Consider the following 20,500-nt stretch of genomic DNA (forward strand, 5'->3'; position numbering starts at 1 on the left):
GTGAATCACTACATGCCATCTGTTGTTGTTTGTGGTGTAATTGTGATAAATGATATTTTGAAACTATTTTTCTCTTTAGATTCTATGATTCCATGTTTTGATTTTTATATCAAACTCGCTTTTAGTCCTTTGATGACGGCATTGGTAAACCCTTCGGCTTCCATGGCGTTGAGTCCTTTTATGGTAATGCCACCGGGGGTGGTAACTTTGTCAATTTCCACCTCGGGATGCGAATTGTTTTGAAGGATAAGCTGTGCTGCACCGATCAAGGTCTGTGCAACCATCTCTTTGGCCTGCGAAGCCGGGAATCCCATTTCGACACCGCCTTCGGTAGCTGCACGGATATAACGTAGAGCGTAGGCAATGCCACACGATGTAAGGGCAGTCGCTGCATTCATCAAGGATTCCGGGATAAAGAGTGTTTTTCCAAGCTTTTCAAAAATGGAACCAATCAGTTTGTCCTGTTCGTCGTTTGTGTTTTGGTTGGCGATCAGCGTCATGCTTTCAGCAATAGAAATGGCTGTGTTGGGGATCAGGCGGTAAACAGGGTAGCTGGCCTGAAGTCTTTCCTGCAGGTGGCTGATAGTAACGCCGGCTGCAATGGATACGATAATCGGACAGCGTGACTCGATGACCGGTTTGATGGTGTCGAGTACGATATCGACTAACCATGGTTTCACTGCAATAAGCACGATGTCGGCTTTGGCCACCGCTTCGGCATTATCCGAAAATGTCGCATCGCAATAGGGCGCAATGGCAGCAAGCTTTTCCTGGTTAATATCGGCAACTGCTACGTGCAGGTTGTCTTCGGCTGATTTGTGGTTGAACAGACCCTGAGCAATCGCGCTCCCCATATTGCCTGCTCCGATAATTGTAAGTTGCATGATATATGTAATTTGAGAATTTGAAGATTAGAGGTAAGATATTTTCGGTTCTTTCTCAATTCTCCAGTTGTGTTTACATGGAGACCTTGGTGTGTGCGTTCTTATTAAACACAAAGTTCACGAAGATTTTAGCTTCGCTTACCGTTGGTTCACAAAGGACACAAATAAATGAAAGATTCAATAGTTGTTTCCTGTTTTTCTAATACCGTTTCTCTTAGCGCGGTTTATCTGCTTTGTCTATCTCAATCCCGATGTCGGTAATTCCGGGCAAGAGATCATCACGCATGCCTTGTCGAATGGCAAAAGTATATTTTCCCGGTTTTGTGAATGCCGTATTGGGTTTGAATAGCACAGGCATGTTGTAAACGGAGCTCAGTCCGCTACCCAGCCATTTTCCCCTGTTGTCAGCCAGATAACATTCTATTGTATCCTGCGTTGTCTTTCCGTCGGGCGTGGTAGTGGCTATAAACATCCAGAAATTCTGGTAAGGGTAGGTGTTGTTGTGACGGATATTGACCAGTACGTTACACGGAGTTCCTGTCTCTGTAATGTTGACTGTGAACCGGGCAACACTATCCTTGTTCCATCTGGCATCCGGGATGGATTTATAATCGCTGTAGACAGCATTGTGTGAACAGGCGGCAATCATGAGTAAAAAAGCCGCAACCAGCAGATATTTAATTTTCTTTCCCTGCATCCTGAGGACGATTTTTCTGACCATTGTCTTTGGATCTCGATTTGTTTCTTTTCTTTTTGTTTTTGCTTCTACTCTGGTCGAAACGGGTGAGACTATCCTGACCCACTACATTCTGAAAGTCGATGTTCTGTACTGGCTTGTCTGATTGTTTTTTCTCTTCCAGAGCATCTACTTTACCACCTTTTCGGTTGATCGCAATGATTTCTTTTACTCGGTCGACCGAGAGAGTTACCAGATTAGCGGGAATGCCCGGAGCCGATGAATAGGCCATCTGGCGTTTGAATACATCCGTTTTGAAGTGGTAGAAAGTGCCGGTTTTGGTTTCGAGTGGAATTTCTTTGGAAGGGAAGTCTTTCTGTGCATCTACATACACATCCATCTCGTAGTTGACACAACATTTGAGCTTTGCACACTGCCCGGCCAGCTTTTGCGGGTTGGTGGAAAGATCCTGATAACGCGCTGCACTGGTCGACACGGAGACGAAACTACTCATCCAGCCTGAGCAACACAGCTCGCGACCGCAGGGGCCTATACCGCCGATACGACCGGCTTCCTGGCGCGCACCGATTTGCCGCATCTCAATACGGATGCTGAACTCTTCGGCCAATACTTTGATGAGCTGACGGAAGTCGACCCGTTCGTCTGCAATGTAGTAAAAAATGGCTTTGTTGCCATCGCCCTGATATTCCACGTCACCAATCTTCATGTTGAGGTGAAGATTTTCGGCAATTTTACGTGCCTTGATCATGGTGGCATGTTCTTTGGCCTTCGCCTCTTCGTATTTTTCCATATCGACCGGGCGGGCCTTGCGGTACACACGGCGCACCTCAACCTTTTGCGGGTTGACGCCGTTTTTACGCATTTGCAACTGTACCAGACGGCCGGTAAGTGTTACTTCGCCGATATCGTGTCCCGGCGACGATTCCACGGCAACAACATCTCCTTTTTCGAGCTTTAATTTGTTGCTGTTGAGGAAATATCCCTTGCGGGTGTTTTTGAATTGCACTTCCACAAAGTCGCAATCGTCCTGTGTTTCGGGAAGATCGCAGAGCCAGTCGAAGACGCTGAGTTTTTGTCCGGAATTGCGGCAGCATCCTTTTTTGTTCATTTTGCAACCGCCGTTATCTAATGTAAAATCCATTTGTTCAGTAGTCAGGAGTTAGTAGTCGGGAGCCGGAATGGAGGAAATTATCTCCGAATTTTCTCTTTCCTTCTTCGCTTTTGTAATCCAATAAGCAATTTAATTGCCTGATGTAAAACGCAAAGTTACTATTTTTTTATTAATGAGACGATGAACTTCAACGATAAATCGAAAAAGACCATCTTGGCCTGTACGTTGCCTTCAATGTGTCGTTCGGCAATAGCCAGATCGGTCATGATGGTTTCAATATTCCGCTCGTTGATGAATGGAGCAAAACGTTGCGAAAATGTCTCTTCGTTGTTATTCAGATAATTGAGTTCTTCTTCGTGCAAGTTGAGAATAAAATTTTCGCGCACCATTTTCTGTGCGTAGACGAAAAAGCTCTTTTGGCGCTCGCGTCCGATCTTTGACATCATTTCCGACCATTGCTTCATCTCTTTTACTTTTCGTGCATAAGCAGTTCGCATCAGAAAGATAAACTGTTCGAGATTAAACTGGTTCTCGTCACTCGATTCAATCATCTCTTCTGCCTTACGGTAGTTTCCATTGGCGATGCGTGCAACGTTGGCAGCAGATTCCGGAGTAAGCGAGAATTTCCTATGTAGTGCCTCTTCGAGTGATGCTCGCTCTATTTGCGGAATGTTGATGCGCTGTGTGCGTGACTGTATGGTGGCCAGCAACATATCCGGCATTTCCGATACCAGAAGGAAGAGTGTCTTTTCCGGTGGTTCTTCCAGTATTTTTAGCAGTTTGTTGGCGCAGGTGATGTTCATCTTTTCCGGCTGCCAGATAATCATCACTTTATATTCCGATTCGTATGTTTTGAGATTCAGTTTGCGCAGGATTTCACCGCTTTCGGCTTCATAAATCATCCCTTGCTTTCCGGAACCTATGCCGTTGATCCATTCGTTGACAGTACCATAAGGATGTTCCAATACAAAGTTGCGGAATTCGGCAATAAAATCATCACAGACAACCGATTGTTTGCCTTCCGGCTTAATGATCGGGAAAACAAAATGGAGGTCGGGATGAGCCAGCTTGGCAAATTTTACGCAGGAGGGGCACGAACCGCAGGAATCGGTCGGAGTACGGTGCTCGCAACAAACGTACTGAGCAAATGCAATGGCCAGCGGTAACTTGCCGATGCCTTCGCCACCACACAGCAGCAGGGCATGAGGAATGCGTTGTTCCTGTACCGTCGCAATGAGGCGCTGTTTGATAGCCTCCTGTCCTATGATTGATGAGAAAAACAAACTAATTGATAATTAATGATTAATGATGGAATCCCAATGTGAGCATCCTCTGTTTTTTATCGGTCGAGATTCGCGCAGAGTTCTTTGATGCGTTTCACAAAGATAATTATTTCTTCTTCGGTTGTATCGAACGAGCACATCCAGCGGGCTTCGCATGTTTGTTCATCCCACAGATAGAATGGAAACTCTTTTTGTAGCGGCTCCACAATAGCCGGAGGAATGAGGGCAAACACACCATTAGCATCGGTGGATTGTGTGATCTTTACCTGAGAGACGGAGCTCACTTCACGGACTAATAGTTGAGCCATAGCATTGGAATGAGCGGCCATGGTAAGCCACAGGTCGTTTTCGAGTAAGGCAACAAACTGTGCGGAGATAAAGCGCATCTTTGAAAAAAGTTGAGCCAGTTGCTTGCGTACAAACTGAGCGTTGGCAACCAGATCTTTATTGAAGATAAGGACAGCTTCCCCGATCATCAGTCCGTTTTTTGTACCTCCGAAACTCATGATGTCAACGCCACAATCGACCGTTCCGGCTTTGGCACTACATCCGAGTGCAGCTAAAGCGTTTGCAATACGGGCTCCGTCAAGATGAACATAAAGTCCGTTTTGGTGCGCAAACCGGCACAAGGTCGTAAGTTCCTCCAAAGAATAAACTGTACCCACTTCTGTGCATTGAGTGATGGAAATTACCCTTGGTTGTGTGTGGTGAATATTGCCAAGATCGGAGAGAAACGGAGCGATAAGTTCGGACGTTAGTTTGCCATCGGGTGTGTCAATTGCGTGTAACTGGCAGCCGGTAGCTTTCATTAGCGCGCCGCATTCGTCAACGTTGATATGTGCCGTTTTTGCACAAAGGATAGAGTGAAATGATTGTACCGCGCATTGCAGTGCCGTGATATTGGCTCCGGTTCCGTTGAATACGAAAAGGACTTCAGTGTCCTGCCCAAATTGTTGTTTAAAAAGATGTTCGGCTTTTGCGGTGAAAGGATCGTTGCCGTAAGAAGAAGCATGTGCCTGATTGGCTTCTGCTATTGCGCTGAGGATGGTCGGGTGGATCCCCGAATAATTATCACTTGCAAAACTTTTCATTCGTTGGTTTGTTGATATTTCAGGTATCTTCAAATCAACAAATCATGAAAGTTGATTACTGTTTATTCGCTTTTTGATCAAAAGTTTTGCAGTCTATTGATTTGAAGATTCCGATTGTTAAAGTAACTTACGTTAATCAGTTGTCGTTGGCGTCTTCAGAAAAGTCAGCTGCAGAAACAGCCCGACCTTTGTTTTTTTCGTTTACAAACCCTATCACTTCTTCCAATCCGGTGATAAATTTCATAAAATCTTCTTTGTAGAGAAATATTTTATGCTTCTCGAAAGAGACAACCTGACCATTGTCCATTCCAGAAACACGCTTTTTGCTTTCTGTTATCGCAACGTAGTAATCTTCGTTACGACTCTGCTTAACGTCAATATAATAAATGCGTTTACCTGCTTTAATTGCCTTGGAAAAAACGATGTCTTTCTCCTTGTTTTCTCTGTCATCTTTATGTCTAAACTCACTCATTGTTTCCAGGTCGGTTAAAGTGTAAAAATTGTTGTCAAAATTGGGAATAATTTTTGATTTTGTCAAGTATTGGAATCAAAAAGATTAAAAAATAATAGTTGCCACCGGTCTCACAATCTTGTTTTTTGCATTATATTTGCAATATCGACGTAAGCATTAATTTTGTAAAATAGTGTTATGGAAACCAATTATGTAACAGTAGCCATTCATACCTACGAACGTGCACAGGTGCTCAAAACCCTGCTCGAACGGGTGGGGATAGAAGCGCATTTGCACCGGGTGAGTGAAGATCATCCTCAGGTAGCTGCCGGTGTCAGGGTCAGGATCAAAGAAAAAGATCTGGCTCATGCCCTGCAAGTGATTGAGGAGATGGAAACCGCACACAGAAGCGGTGTGGACATATTGAATAAACCGCAATCTCCGGTGGTAATGATACCGGTTGACTTTTCGGATTATTCGATTCGTGCCTGCGAATTTGGATTTCGCATGGCTAAACTGTTGAATGCAAAGGTTGTTGTGCTACATGCTTACTACAGCCCGGTGTTTTCGATAGCACAACTTACCGAAACGCTTTCGTATGATATTTATGAAAATGAAGCGGTAAGACAAATTATCAAGAAGGCGGAAGGCGATTTGGAAAATCTGACAAACCTTCTGAAGCGCAAGATGCAAAAGAATGAATTGCCATCCGTATCATTTACCTGCGAGCTGAAAGAGGGAGTGCCCGAAGATGCTATCCTTTCGTATGTTAAGGAACGGGAGCCGTCTTTAGTTGTGATGGGTACAAGAGGAAAGGATCAGAAAGAGGCCGACCTGATTGGCAGTGTCACTGCTGAAATTATTGACCGTTGCAGAGTTCCGGTTTTGGCTGTGCCCGAAAATGTCTCCTTGTTCGACGGCGATGGCGTGTACAATGTGGCTTTTGCAAGTGGTTTCGATCAGAAAGATCTACTGGCTTTCGATAAGATGATGCAGTTTTTGAAACCTTTCAAAATTAAAGTTTTCCTGACACATATTCAGCCCCATAAGGAAAAGAACTTCAACACGGAACAGCTCAAAGGAATTACCGAATACTTCACAAAAAATTATCCGGGCCTTGATTTTGAGTTCCTGTCTATTAAAGATGATAATCTGTTGTCTGAATTACAGGCTGTTGTTGAGGCAAAGGGAATAGGCCTGATTTCGTTGAATTCACGGAAGCGGAGTCTTTTTACGCACCTGTTTAACCCGAGTGTGGCGCACAAAATGATTTTCCATTCCGACACCCCGATGTTGGTGTTCCACTCCTGAATAAGAGGCGAGATGGTGAGATAGTGAGTATCTGTTTGCAGATTTACCTCACTTACTCACCACCTCACTTACTCGATATCTATTTAATCACTTCCAGTTTTGCATATTTCAGCAGTAATGCCCGTGCGCCGTTGGATCCGAAGTCGACGGTTGCTTTGTTGTTGCCATCCACGTTTTCTATATTGATAACCTGGCCGATGCCAAACTTCTCGTGCCGAACGGTATTGCCAATGGCTATTCCACCAGCTGATTGAACGGCTTGTGCAGGTGCGTCGTTTGTGCTTCCCAGCTTTTTCCAGCGGTTGGTATTATGCGCTCCGATATTGGTCGATGACGGTTGCGGACGGTTGTAGGTTGTCGGCGAACTGAACAGTTCCCGTTCCTTGTCGATGCTGCTTCCCTGCCTTCTGCCGTACATCGTCTTGTAATCGATGGGGAGGTCGAGGTATTGCTGGTCGATGTCACCCAAAAAGCGACTCGGATTCTGAAAGTTGAGCTGGCCATTGCGGAAGCGGCTTTTTGCATAACTGATAAAGCATTGCTCTTCGGCACGGGTAATGGCCACATAGAACAGGCGACGCTCTTCTTCCACTTCACTCTCGCTGTCCACATAACCAGACGGAAAAAGTCCTTCTTCCATCCCAACGATAAATACGTTGCGGAACTCAAGTCCTTTTGCAGAGTGAATGGTCATCATGGTGAGCTTTTCAGCATCTTCGTCGTTCGTATTATCCTGATCGGTCAGCAACGACACTTCCGACATAAACGAAACCAGTCCGATTTCGGTTTCTCCTTCGTTGACCCGTTGTTCACAAAATTCGTGCATGCCGCTCACTAACTCCTGTAAGTTCTCCTGCTTGCTAAGGTTTTCGGGCGAAGTGTCGACGCTGACATCGGCCATAATTCCGGCTCCTTTTACCACCTCTTGTGCCATTTCGTAGGCATCCAGCTGTGGCGATTTTTCGATAAACGAGAAGATCAGGTCACGGAACTTAGAAAGTTTCCCGGCTGTTCCGGCATTGACTGCCAGATTGAATTGCAGCGGATCGCTCAAGACCTCCCACATGGAGACATGATGCAGGTGCGCACAGTCGGAAATTTTGCCCACGGTCGTATCGCCGATACCTCGTGCCGGATAGTTGATGACTCGTTTCAGTGCCTCTTCGTCGTATGGATTGATGACCAACCGGAAATAGGCCAGCACATCTTTGATCTCCTTGCGTTGGTAGAACGAAAGCCCACCGTAAATTTTATAGGGAATATTGCGCTTACGTAAAGCCTCTTCGAAGATACGCGATTGGGCATTGGTGCGATAGAGAATGGCAAAATCGCTGAACGGATGGTGCTGAGTCAGGTGAATTTCCGAAATCTTGTTGGCAATATTAAAACCTTCCTCTGTATCGGTCATAGCACTGAAAACCTGAATGCGCTGTCCCTTGGCGTTTTCCGAAAAAACATTCTTCTGAATCTGCGTTTTGTTTTTCTGAATCAGGCTGTTGGCCGCCGCCACAATGTTTTGGGTTGAACGGTAGTTCTGCTCCAGCTTGAAGAGTTTGCTATCCGGAAAATGATTCTTGAATTTCAGAATGTTATCGATGTTTGCTCCACGGAACGAATAAATGCTCTGGGCATCGTCGCCTACCACCGAAATGCGTTGATGCTGCTCGGCCAGCCGTTTCACGATGAGGTGCTGTGCGAAGTTCGTATCCTGATACTCGTCGACCAGAATAAACGAAAAACGTTGGCGGTAATTGTTCAGCACATCGGGATAGTCACGGAAAAGAATGTTGGTATAGAGCAACAAATCGTCGAAATCCATGGCATTAGCCTGGCGACAGCGCGAAGCGTAAAGCGCGTAAATATCGCCGGTACGTGGAATACGGGCGGCACTGTCGGCTTTGTACAAATCTCCGTTGCTTTGGTATTTATCGGCAGTCAGCAGGTTGTTTTTGGCAAACGAGATGCGACCGTGGATCACAGCCGGTTTGTAAACCTTGTCGTCGAGTTGCAACTCTTTGATAATGGTTTTGAGCAGACTCTTGGAGTCGGCCGTATCGTAAATGGTGAACCCCGATGTAAACCCGAGTTTTTCGGCTTCGGCACGCAACATGCGAGAAAAGATGGAGTGGAACGTGCCCATCCAGAGCCATTTGGCCTTGTCTCGACCCACCAGCGTGGCGATACGCTCTTTCATTTCGCGGGCTGCCTTGTTGGTAAAGGTAAGCGCAAGGATAGACGAAGGATGCAGACCGCTCAACAGCAGGTATGCTATTTTGTACGTCAACACGCGGGTTTTGCCCGAGCCGGCACCGGCGATGACTAACGACGGTCCTTCGTTGTAGGCAACCGCCTGCCGCTGACTTTCATTGAGATGCGAGAGAAGTTCTTCTAACTGATTCACGTTGATGATTACCAATTAAATGACAATAATAAATCTTCAAAGATAAAGGAGAGATACAAATCTGATTTTTACCATTAAGAGATTAAGGAATAAAGATGTTTACTTAACTTCTTCATGCCTTAATGATAGATGGTGTTTTTATTATTGTGCAGTGGTTTATTCCGATAAATTTTTTTGAGACAATTGATGGAAACGTTTAAGCTCGGCTTTGACCTCTTCGGGCAGATCGCATTTGCGGATGCCGCGGATTGCACCTTCGAGCGCCATCAGTTCGTGCAGGCAGGCTCCGCTGTCTACCGTCTGTAAACGAAGGAATGCCTGTTTGCTGCCGAGCGCCCGGAGCTCTTCCGGCGTAGAGATGCCCACTTCATTGAGTTTGGCGGCGACTACTTTGCCGATATTCACCTGGTTAGCAAGTTCGTTTTCCATACGGTAAAGGTAGAAAAAAAGACGCGAAGCTACAAAGCGAACCTTGTATCTCCGCGCCCAATCAATTTCGAATTTCAAGATTCCTTATTCAAAGATTCCAGAATTGGAACCTTGAATTTGGAACCTGAAATGCTATTTCAAAATGCGTCGATAATTGCAACGAAATCGGCAGCTTTCAACGAAGCACCACCGATCAAACCACCGTCGATGTCGGGTTGAGCGAACAGTTCGGGTGCGTTTTTAGCGTTGCAGCTACCACCGTAAAGGATAGAGGTGTTGTCTGCAATTTCCTGACCGAATTTTTCGGCGATGATGCTACGGATAAATTTCAGCATATCCTGAGCCTGTTCTGTAGAAGCTGTTACGCCGGTACCGATAGCCCAGATAGGTTCGTAAGCAATAACCAGTTTCTTGAAGTCTTCGGCGCTGAGGTTGAAGATAGTTTCTTCCAACTGATTTTTTACGAATTCGTTTTGTTTGTCGGCGTTACGAATGTCGAGAGCTTCGCCACAGCAGTAGATTGGAGTCAGGCCATTAGCCAAAGCCAACGCAACTTTGTCGTTCAGGATAGCGCTGGTTTCGTTGTAGTATTCGCGACGTTCAGAGTGACCGAGGATTACGTATTCAGCACCGGTAGATTTTACCATAGCAGCACTTACTTCGCCGGTATATGCACCCGATTCTTTGTTAGCACAGTTTTGAGCAGCAACGCCGATTTTCTTTGTGTCTACAGTTGCGGCAACAGTTGCGAGGTGGATAAACGGAGTGCCGATTACTACGTCGCAATTAGGAGTTTTTGATGCTAAAACTTCGTTCAATTCTTTGGCCAAAGCCACGCCTTCTTGCAGGGTTTTGTTCATTTTCCAGTTACCTGCTACAATGTTCTTTCTCATTTCTAAATGTATTTATTTGATTGATGGAAATTAAAAATCTCTCTTATTTCTGAAATCGTTTTATCAATATTTTTCGCAAGACGATAAATGCAGCCGAGTAGGCAATTGCTACAGCCACAACCAGCAACCACGATGGAATGGAGGGTGCTTCGTCTTTTGGATTGTTGCTCAATGGTTTGTTAAATGACGGCAGCCATCCGTTGGGCCAGTGGTTTACGACTGTCCCATTGTGTAACAGAATCAAACCCGGATTGGAACGGATGGTTGTTTTGAGCATAATCGGGTCGGCATTGCAAACCTCAGCTTTCAGCCCTGTTTTTTTTACAAAATCATCCACATCGCTACCCGTTGAGGCCGTTAAACAATAGAACGGATAGTTGTTCTTCTTGGCATAATCGGCAATGGCGTTGATCTTGTCGAACCGATCGGTTGCGGCTTTATTCAGATCGTACGCTACCAGCAGGAATGAATAACCCTTGTTGCCCAGCACGATGTCGGTAATTTCTCCTTTTGTCGGACTCTGTATCGAAAAGTCATGAATAGGAGGTTTGTACCCTTCTTTTACCAAAACTGTCTTTTGGTCGACGAATTTCCATGTGCTATCGTTTGCCGGATAGTTGTTAAGCGTAAACTCTTTCTTTACCCCGTTTTTCGCGTAAATAAACGTGGTGGAATATTCGTCTTTGGGAGCTCCATCCGGAATTTTCATTCCTTCAGGGATATTGGCTCCGATCTTGTAAGGACGAAAATCGACCATCGGCAGGTAGTGGTAGTTGAAATGCGACAAGGTCATCACGCTGAAGAACGAAAAGGCAACCAATATCCATTCCGACAACGGTCGGAGGGTGGTAGTGTGATGTTTGCGCAACAGAAGGATGCCGATAATCATTGTCAACAATACAATGTTTTTGTAGAATGTAGCTTTGTTGCTGATAACTAAGGCATCGCCGAAGCAGCCGCAGTCGTGCACGGGATTGGCTTTGTAGATCCATGCCGTGAGTCCCGTCATAAAGAGCATAAAAAGCAAAGCCACCCACGAGGTCTCTTTCAGACGGATGCCGGCAATCAGGTTCAGTCCGATAACCATTTCTACCGCAGAAAGCAGAATGGAAAGCACCAATGCGAACGCGCTGAGGCTCTCGAGACCCATGGCGGCAAAGTAATCCTGAAATTTGTAGGAGCCACCCAGCGGGTCGATGGCTTTTACGAAGCCCGAAAAGACAAACACAGCCCCGAAGAGCCAGCGCAGAATCCGAAGTGTATTTTTAGGTAGAGAATTCACAATCGTAATTTGAAAATTTGAAAATTTGAGGATGTGGAGATTAAATCGGAAATATCAGAGAATGTAGTTTAATTCTCAAATCTTCACATCTTCATATCCTCAAATCGGGTTGTCTATTTTAATTAGCGCAAAAATAGCATAGTTTACCATGTCGGAGTAGTTGGCATCAATGCCTTCGGAAATCAGCGTTTCGCCATTGTTCGATTCTATTTGCTTGGTGCGGTTGAGCTTTTGCAGAATAATATCGGTGTACGAGCTAACCCGCATCAGGCGCCAAGCCTCGCCATAATCATGGTTTTTGGCAATCATCAGCGTTTTGGTCTGCTGGAGATATTTGTCGTAAAGTGCTAAAGCCTCCTCGGGCGACAGGTCGGGCTGGTCGGCATAACCCAGCGCAAGCTGAATCAATCCGATGACACCGTAGTTGACGATGGCAATCCATTCACCGCGTGTTCCTTCGTCCACCATCGCCTCTTTTTTTGTTTCGAGACTGCGGATGCGGTTGGCTTTGATAAATATCTGGTCGGTAACCGAAGAGGGTCGCATGATGCGCCATGAAGTGCCGTAGTCGGTCAGCTTCTTGGCAAAAATATCGCGACAGGTTTTGATAACGGAGTCAAATTGCTGCTCGGTTGTTGTCATACAAGGCGGGATTTATTTCCGGAACCACAGGGCAAAAGCTTCTCTTCTGCATCTGTAAGTTGTGTAAACTATTGAAATATAATTGTTTCTAAAAACAATGATTCGACATCAAAGGTAGGTATTTTTTTTGAGATTAGGGAAGATGCTGCCGCAAAATGCTGTTAGTCATATACTCTTTAATAATGGGATATGCATGAAGAATAAGAGCAGGGAATCACTTTTATGTTTTGAAATATTTAATCGTGCTTCTTTGTAAGAATAACAAGTGATAAGCAGTAGGGCAGGATACTAAAAGTCTGTTTGAAACTCAGTGTTGAGCTGGCTGAGAGGAAGGGTAGGAACGAATTGCTTGTCATTTATGTTATTTTTTGGGGATGACGCAAGCATCAAGCATAAATTCAGAGACCTAAGATTGACCAACAAAGTATCTGTATTTTGTTTTTTATATTGTTAATGAATGGTGGTGAGCGTGGGTGAGTTAGCCCTTTTTTTCTACCGACACTTGTGATGACAGAAAGCTAAGAAACGTTCCTGCTGAATCGCTTGTCACAGGAATGACTTCTTGTGAATTTTTGGTGGTAAGTATAAGATATATAATTGTATAGATTATCTGTGGATCCGGTAATTTGCTAACAAATGATGTATGTCGTTTTTTGTGTTAAAAATCAAAATGCAAAGGCAAAATATCAATATGTTCAAGAACTGGAAGATGGAAAATGGCGTATTTTGCATTCGTAAAAAAAATTAACCATTATTTCAATATTGGGGGTTGGTTCCTTTGATTGCTTATGCAGATAAAGATCAACTAACATTGATTTTTTTGGAAATTTATCGTGCGCGAGCACGTAATATAATTTATTTGAAATGTATAAAAAACACTTCGCATTCTATGTCTGGTAAGAGATTTGAAATGTGAAGATAATTCAAACCTCAATTTTCATTAACCTGCTAATTTTTGCTTATGAAAAACAAAAATGCTGTAAATCAAAAAGAAGTATGCAGACATCGAATGTTATTACTCAAAATGTTCTGCATGTTGATTCTAATTTCGACTGCTCCTTTGGCGTTCGCCCAAAGTGTAACTATCAAAGGAAATGTCAAGGATTCTCAGGGCTCTCCACTACCCGGTGTTGCTGTAAAAGTGCAAGGTACTTCACAAGGTACTCTTACCGATGTTGACGGAAATTATTCGATTTCTGTTCCTTCTTCAAAATCCATGCTGATTTTTTCATTTATCGGAATGGAAACCGAGAAAATTACGGTTGGTACACAAAAGGCGATCAGCCTTACGATGAAAGATTCGTCTATCGCTTTAAATGAAGTGGTTTCCATTGGTTATGCCAGGGTAAAGAAGAGTGACGTTACTGGCGCTCTTACTCAGGTTACTGCTAAAACGCTGGAAGAGAGACCTGTGCAAAATGCAATTAGTGCAATGCAGGGGAAAGCAGCTGGTGTTGACGTACAATCGAACAATCGTCCGGGTGAAATTTCTAATGTTGTTATTCGTGGTACGCGATCTATTAATGGATCAAATTCGCCTCTTTATGTTGTTGATGGTGTAATTCTTATGGGTGATATGAACGATATTAATCCGAATGATATTGCTTCGATGGAAATTTTGAAAGATGCATCTTCTACTGCTATTTATGGTTCGAGAGGTGCTAACGGGGTTGTACTTATTACCACTAAGAACGGGAAAAAAGGTAAGATCAATATTGACTATACCGGTACTGTTACATTTGATGTAATTAATTCAGTAACAGACTGGGCAAGTGCAGGCGAAATGCTTGATCGTTATCGCTTAGCAAACATTAATGGAGGAACCTATAAAAGCGGTTCAACTAATTACATGTATCCGGATCCTGCTGTTGACCTTGCTATTTTCGGGCACTCTGATGCTGCAACTATGGCAGCAATTCGTTCTGCCTACGATTGGAATAGTGACGGAACTGTAAAAACCCGTGCGACAACTTCTGAAGAACAGGCTGCCGGTTGGCCAGCTCAGGTGCCTGTTTACAATTCGGGCAATGTTCCTACCACCGACTGGACAAAATATCTTACAAGAACCGGTGTTACTCAAAATCATCAGGTTGCTCTTTCATCAGGAAATGATGTTTCGAAATTGTATATGTCATTAGGATATTATAACAACAAAGGAACACAGGAAAATCAGGGATACAAACGCTATTCTGTTAGAATGAACGGAGAAACATCTCCCCTCAAATGGTTAACTGTGGGTGTTAATTTAAATACCTCGTTGAGTGAACAAAAGTATGGAACTTCTTATCGTACAGGTAGCTCTACCGGGCCAAATGATGCTTACGGATTGGCATTGAGTCAATATGTTATGGCCAAACCATACGACGATAATGGTAATTTGATTTTATATCCTGGTAATAACCAGTCTCTACCTACCTGGAACCCACTCATTAACCTCTCCACCACGGATGATTTGACAAGAAAGTTAACTATTCAGGCAAATACATTTGCTGATATTAAATTTACTCCATGGCTTAAATACCACATGAACTTTGGTGCTGGGTATAGAACATCCAATTCAGGTTCATGGCAGGGATCCGGTTCAACCACCAGATTGAAAAGTGGTTTGCCAACGACTGCCGTTGCATCCTATTCTACCTCTGAAGTTTATCAGTATCTCATAGAAAACCTCTTGTATGCTAATAAAACATTTGGCAAACATGATCTGGGATTGACTTTAATGCAATCTGGTCAGTATGCAAGAAACGTAGGATCAAACATGAGCGCTTCGAGCATTTTCTACGATGCTTGTAAATGGTACAACCTCGCAGCTAACTCGAATGGGAAACCAGATAGTTATGGAACCAGTTTCAGCGAAACTTCAATGATTTCGTATATGGCTCGTTTTAATTATTCATTTATGAGTCGTTATCTTCTGAATGCATCTTTACGTTCTGATGGTGCTTCGCAGCTTGCCGACGGTCATAAATGGGATCTTTTCCCATCAGCTTCTGTTGCGTGGAAATTGCATGAAGAGTCTTTTATGAAGTCCTTTAAATGGGTGGATGAACTGAAATTACGTTTTGGTATGGGTACATCAGGAAACTCTGCTGTTGGAGCATATTCTTCCGCAGGTCCGTTGGCTCAGTACGCTTACACATGGGGTACCACTGCCGCTTATGGTATGATTCCATATAATATGCCGAATCCGTCTCTCGGATGGGAACATACTTCTCAGTACAACCTTGGTTTGGATTTTGCTTTCCTGAACCAACGGTTAACCGGTACTCTTGAGTTCTACTTATCGAACACCCGTGATATTCTTATGTATCGCTCAATTGTTCCAATTACAGGCTATGCTCAAATTATGGACAATATCGGTAAAATGAGAAATAAAGGGGTTGAATTCACTATTTCAAGCAAGAACATTGTAAAGAAAGATTTTTCATGGTCTACCGACCTTTCAGTATCATCTAATAAAAATCAGATCGTAGAATTGGTGAACGGAAAACAGGATATGGCCGGAAACAACTGGTATATCGGACAGCCTTTGAACGTGTTCAGAACTTACCACATTGCCGGAATCTGGCAAAACACTACAGAAGATCTCGCTGAGATTGCGAAATGGAAAGCGAATGGTTATACATTTGCAGTAGGCCAATACAAACCACAGGAATTAGGTACACCGGATTATAAATTGACTGATGCCGACAAATCTATTGTAGGTAGTACAGATCCGAAGGTGGTATTAGGTTTGACCAATACCTTTACGTACAAGAACTGGGAATTCAGTTTCTTCCTGTATTCTCGTTTAGGACAAAAATACTTCTCTTCGTTACTTCCTGCCGGTATAAACGGAACGAACTATGTAGGATATGGGCGCCACGTAAAAGCCAGCGATTTCTGGTCGCCATCAAATCCATCGGGTAAATATCCGCAACCAAGTACAGCAAGTGCTGCAACTGTCAATGCCTCCTTAACTCAGGCATCGTATGTGAACGACGGGTCGTATGTGATTGTTCGTAATATATCATTGGGTTATAAACTTCCGGCAAAATTTGCAAACAAATTAAATATGAAGAGCATGCAGATTTTTGGACAGGTTATGAATCCATTTATCTTCGGAGGCGAAGTTGTGAAAGCCGGATTGAATCCTGATGATACGAATGGTTGGACAAGTACGAATAGTGTGGGAGAATCAACTGGCGGTACTAACAACAATACCATTATTAATACCAGTTTTGTTGCAGGTGTTAGAGTTAGCTTCTAATTATTAACCTAATAAATCAAGTTTATAATATGAAAAAATATATTCTGTTATCGTTGTTGATAACATCATTATTTTCCTGTAAAGATTTTTTGGAAGAAAAGTCTGTTACAACATTAACTCAGGATTATTACAAAACGGCTGAAGGCCTTCAGTCTTTGTGTAAAGGGAGTTATCAGTTCCTGCGCTTTAAAAGTGATTACAATCAGGGGAACTATATTTTTGGTGTCGGATCGGATGTGGAAGTATTCGACTGGTCACTTGCAGACCGCATTGCTATGGGAAGTTATAACCCAAGCGGATGGGATCCAGCCTCTACAGTTTCGACTCGTATGACAGCGCTCACCAATTTCTTAATTGGTAGCCTTAGCGGAGGTTATACCGAAGGTGCTTATCCTGAAATCGGGCGTTGTAACCTGTTCCTCGAAAATTATGCGAAACTTACTTCGACAGATCAGACGTCATTAGTTGCAAGAAAAGGAGAAATGTTATTTCTGAGAGCCTATTCATACTTTTTGCTGACTAATGCCTTAGGAGATGCTCCTCTTATTCTGCACAGCTTTTCAGGGATGCCATCTAATTTTAACTTTCCTAAAGCGAAAATGGAAGTTATCTACAAACAGATGATTACCGATTTGCGCGAAGCAGTTAATGTTCTTCCGGCAACTACTACTGAAACAGGACGTATCACTAAACCGGCAGCTGCACACTTGTTGGCAAAAATTTATCTTGCCCGTGCGCAGGGAGCAAACTTCCAAAATAGTACAGAACCAACATTGAAAGCATTGTACAAAGGGAGCGTTACTACCGACCTCGATTCATGTATCTTTTACGCATCAATGCCTATCGATCAGTTGAAGACTACAACTGCATACGGAGGGTTGTGTCCGAACTTTGGAACGTTATTTACCACAACAAGTGATTATGCACGTGAAAATCAAAAAGAAATTTTGCTTTCGGCTCAATACGAACCGACTCAGACATATGATGGGCGTTATGGCAATACTTTGGTTCACTTGTTCAATAGTAACCATACCTCGTTAAGAGCTTGTACTCCGAGAACATTGGATTATGGCCGTCCTTATGCAACTGCATGTCCTTCAGATTGGGGTTTTGACCAATATACAGACAGAGCTAACGATTCGCGTTATTACAAAACATTCTTAACCGACTACGTAGCTACAGCAACAACCACATCGGGCGGAAAACCCTGGGATAAAGCGACTGCATACTATTACAACAACTATCTTAATCCTACGGCTATAACAAAAGCAGTTGTGGGTGCTGTTAAACTGACACTGGGAAAACGTTCTATTGTTTATATTGAAAACTCCAAGGATCAACCTTTCGATTCTCTTTGGGTAATGAGTCAACCATATATTATGATGGTTCGCTGGATGGTAGGTAGCCCGAATGGAGCCGGATATTTTAATGCAGACGGTACTCCAAAAGCAGGCGCAATGGTAAATCCGGCTAATCCGGTTATCACTAATACTGCAGGTCGTAAAGTTATGTATCGCATTAGCGGTGATTATGGCGATCAGTTTGGTATTGACATCAATACAACCAATTCACAATGGTATATGGGCCCGAGAAAATGGTTAGACCAATACAGAGGAAAGTCAACCGATGTGAATGGGTCTGGTTCTATTGACTTTACAATTTTCCGTTTGGCAGAAACTTATCTTATCCGGGCAGAAGCCTATGGACGTAAAGGTGACTTTACCAGCGCAATTAACGATTTGAATGTTATTCGTAAACGTGCGGCTTATCATGCCGGCGAAAATCGCTCGGATGTACTTGTGACACTCGAACCGAGTGTTATTACAGGTAGTTTGTCTATTCCTGCAGCCGAAAAGGTAGCTCCTTATGCAGTAACTACCGATTCTTACAGCAAAATTGCCATTGATGGAACAGAATGGGATGGAGTAAGTGCGAAGAGTGTGCGGGAGAACTATCCTCCAACAGCTGCTTCCACACTCGATCGTTTTATTAATTTCATTTATAATGAACGTGGTCGCGAATTGTGCTTTGAGTTGACTAATGTTGAAGACCTCCATAATGCAGGCTTGTTATACGACCGTATTTATTATCACGATATGATGGGAGCTCCTGCTGCATCAACCGGTACAACAGCATTCCCGTTCCCGAAAGACGATATCTCAAAAGGGTCAATTGGCGCTTTAGGAAAAGGGAAAGGTACTCTGGACAGAAAGTACACGTTCAAACCATGGCCACTTGTCTTTTTACAACTATTGACTGACGAAAATAATAATCCGTTGGATGCAGCTACTATAGCAGCCTATCAAAACCCGGGTTATTAATGTAACATAGCTGTTGATTCGCAAATAAACAATTACCTACAACGGAGTCTGCTTTATACTTAAAAAGAGGTTTATGCAGACTCCGTTTTTTAAAATTGAATCTCCTTACACCAGATCTTTCCGTGGGATTTTCTGCCACGTTAAAAAACAGGAACCATTGACTGCTGAATGTGTTGAATATTTATTTACTCACAAAACTGCACTAATATGAAAAACAAAATTTATCTACTGGTCTCTTTGGTTCTTTTTACTACTTATTCTTTTGCGCAGTCTCTACTTGAAACAGGAGGAACGAAAATGCCTGCGGTCTGGATTGATAAAGATACCCATCACAAAATAATACGATTGACTCCGCGCGAAGGTAACAGTGCAAGTTTCTACTTCCATAACAATCCGTTTATTCTGGGTCGACCCGGAGAGGGCGACCGGATGGTGTTTTACGGAAATGATTCGTACAAAGCCGATGGAATAGGAATGCAACTATTCACGGTGAATCTGAAAACACTTGAAATCACCCAGCTTACCGACAAGCTAAAACGCAAAAGCGGAGAAATTGTCGGGCATAAAAATCACAAAGTTTATTATCAGATAAATGATTCGGTATTCTCTACGAATGCAGATACCCGTAAAACTACTCTCGAATTTGTATTTCCTGCTGATTTTAAAGGCGAAATTACTACCTTGAATGCCGATGAAACACTTCTTGGCGGAGCTTGGGCATCAGATAAAGAAAAGGATATATCCCGCAAGTTTCCCCAAAAAAGTGACTTTTTCAAAAAAATATACGAAGCGAAAGAACCCCGTACTTTATTTACTATCAACCTGAAAACAAAGGAACTTACCAAAGTATTTTCCGACAGCGCATGGTTAAATCACGTTCAGTTTTCTCCGACAGATCCCAAATTGTTGATGTTTTGTCACGAAGGCCCCTGGCATAAAGTAGATCGTATATGGACGATCAACATCGATACCAAAGAAGTAAAGTTGGTTCACAAACGTACCATGGATATGGAAATTGCCGGTCATGAGTGGTTTAGTCCCGATGGGAAGACCATCTGGTTCGATCTTCAACAGCCGCGTGGCGAAACATTTTTTGTAGCCGGAACCGACTTACAAACCGGCAAAGAAACCAAATATCAGTTTGGTCGTGACCAGTGGAGCGTTCATTATACCATTTCTCCCGATCAGAAACTCTTTGCCGGAGATGGTGGTAATCCCGGATCCGTGGCAAAAGCCAAAGATGGTCAGTGGATCAACCTGTTTACACCTGATGGCAATCGCTTTAAATTCGAACGATTGGTCAACATGAAGCATCACAATTATCATCTGGAACCCAATGTGCACTTCTCGCCGGACCAGAAATGGATTATATTTCGTGCTAATTTTGAAGGATTTGAAAGTGTATATGCCGTTGAAATAGTAAAGGAAAAGTAATAGGGGAGGCTTAAAATGTGA

The 20,500-nt window shown here is 43.4% G+C and carries 15 protein-coding genes; 4 read left to right on the forward strand and 11 right to left on the reverse strand.

The features are described from left to right. Window positions 1-104 precede the first annotated feature (104 nt). The 6 genes from proC to F8N35_RS05055 all read right to left on the reverse strand — a co-directional run bounded on the left by proC (window position 105) and on the right by F8N35_RS05055 (window position 5,538). Entirely contained in the window at window positions 105-884 is a 780-nt protein-coding gene (gene proC / locus F8N35_RS05030) for a pyrroline-5-carboxylate reductase (protein ID WP_293050260.1), read from the reverse strand. Between the two features lie 214 nt (window positions 885-1,098). Then, window positions 1,099-1,581, reverse strand: coding sequence for a gliding motility lipoprotein GldH (locus tag F8N35_RS05035; RefSeq protein WP_293050261.1), 483 nt, complete (start codon window positions 1,579-1,581; stop codon window positions 1,099-1,101). Then, entirely contained in the window at window positions 1,562-2,722 is a 1,161-nt protein-coding gene (ricT, locus tag F8N35_RS05040; RefSeq protein WP_293050262.1) for a regulatory iron-sulfur-containing complex subunit RicT, read from the reverse strand. Before ricT ends, F8N35_RS05035 begins: the two co-directional genes overlap by 20 nt. A 128-nt stretch (window positions 2,723-2,850) precedes the next feature. Beyond that, on the reverse strand, window positions 2,851-3,975 hold the full coding sequence (locus F8N35_RS05045; protein ID WP_293050263.1) for a DNA polymerase III subunit: 1,125 nt from the start codon (window positions 3,973-3,975) through the stop codon (window positions 2,851-2,853). Window positions 3,976-4,031: 56 nt separating this feature from the next. Then, the gene (locus F8N35_RS05050) at window positions 4,032-5,066 is read right to left on the reverse strand and encodes a low specificity L-threonine aldolase (RefSeq protein ID WP_293050264.1); all 1,035 of its coding nucleotides are present in this window, start codon (window positions 5,064-5,066) and stop codon (window positions 4,032-4,034) included. 136 nt (window positions 5,067-5,202) lie between these two features. Next, window positions 5,203-5,538, reverse strand: coding sequence for a DUF3276 family protein (locus F8N35_RS05055; RefSeq protein WP_293050265.1), 336 nt, complete (start codon window positions 5,536-5,538; stop codon window positions 5,203-5,205). 177 nt (window positions 5,539-5,715) lie between these two features. Here F8N35_RS05055 and F8N35_RS05060 point away from each other — a divergent pair, with 177 nt between their 5' ends. After that, on the forward strand, window positions 5,716-6,828 hold the full coding sequence (locus F8N35_RS05060) for a universal stress protein (RefSeq protein ID WP_293050266.1): 1,113 nt from the start codon (window positions 5,716-5,718) through the stop codon (window positions 6,826-6,828). A 79-nt stretch (window positions 6,829-6,907) separates the two neighbouring features. Here F8N35_RS05060 and F8N35_RS05065 read toward each other — a convergent pair whose 3' ends face one another. The 5 genes from F8N35_RS05065 to F8N35_RS05085 all read right to left on the reverse strand — a co-directional run bounded on the left by F8N35_RS05065 (window position 6,908) and on the right by F8N35_RS05085 (window position 12,475). Continuing rightward, the gene (locus F8N35_RS05065) at window positions 6,908-9,229 is read right to left on the reverse strand and encodes a UvrD-helicase domain-containing protein (RefSeq protein WP_293050267.1); all 2,322 of its coding nucleotides are present in this window, start codon (window positions 9,227-9,229) and stop codon (window positions 6,908-6,910) included. 156 nt (window positions 9,230-9,385) lie between these two features. Then, window positions 9,386-9,736: a TfoX/Sxy family protein gene (locus F8N35_RS05070; RefSeq protein WP_293050268.1), complete on the reverse strand. Its 351-nt coding sequence runs from the start codon at window positions 9,734-9,736 to the stop codon at window positions 9,386-9,388. A gap of 59 nt (window positions 9,737-9,795) precedes the next feature. After that, window positions 9,796-10,551, reverse strand: coding sequence for a triose-phosphate isomerase (gene tpiA, locus F8N35_RS05075; RefSeq protein WP_293050269.1), 756 nt, complete (start codon window positions 10,549-10,551; stop codon window positions 9,796-9,798). A 43-nt stretch (window positions 10,552-10,594) separates the two neighbouring features. Further along, window positions 10,595-11,833, reverse strand: a complete 1,239-nt coding sequence (locus tag F8N35_RS05080; protein ID WP_293050270.1) for a BT_3928 family protein — start codon at window positions 11,831-11,833, stop codon at window positions 10,595-10,597. A 99-nt stretch (window positions 11,834-11,932) separates the two neighbouring features. Continuing rightward, window positions 11,933-12,475 carry a DUF1599 domain-containing protein gene (locus F8N35_RS05085; protein ID WP_293050271.1) on the reverse strand — a complete coding sequence of 181 codons (543 nt, stop codon included), beginning with the start codon at window positions 12,473-12,475 and terminating at the stop codon, window positions 11,933-11,935. A gap of 1,033 nt (window positions 12,476-13,508) precedes the next feature. On the opposite strand from F8N35_RS05085, the gene F8N35_RS05090 reads away from it, so the two are divergent. The 3 genes from F8N35_RS05090 (at window position 13,509) to F8N35_RS05100 (ending at window position 20,479) form a co-directional block, all read left to right on the forward strand. Further along, window positions 13,509-16,724 (forward strand): TonB-dependent receptor, encoded by a 3,216-nt coding sequence (locus tag F8N35_RS05090; protein WP_293050272.1) that lies wholly within the window; start codon window positions 13,509-13,511, stop codon window positions 16,722-16,724. Window positions 16,725-16,753: 29 nt separating this feature from the next. Beyond that, a complete protein-coding gene (locus tag F8N35_RS05095) occupies window positions 16,754-19,045 on the forward strand; it encodes a RagB/SusD family nutrient uptake outer membrane protein (protein ID WP_293050273.1) in 2,292 nt (763 codons plus the stop codon). 207 nt (window positions 19,046-19,252) lie between these two features. Beyond that, a complete protein-coding gene (locus tag F8N35_RS05100; protein WP_293050274.1) occupies window positions 19,253-20,479 on the forward strand; it encodes an oligogalacturonate lyase family protein in 1,227 nt (408 codons plus the stop codon). Window positions 20,480-20,500 lie beyond the last annotated feature (21 nt).

The sequence above is a fragment of the Paludibacter sp. genome, assembly GCF_009712605.1.
GTDB lineage: Bacteria > Bacteroidota > Bacteroidia > Bacteroidales > Paludibacteraceae > Microbacter.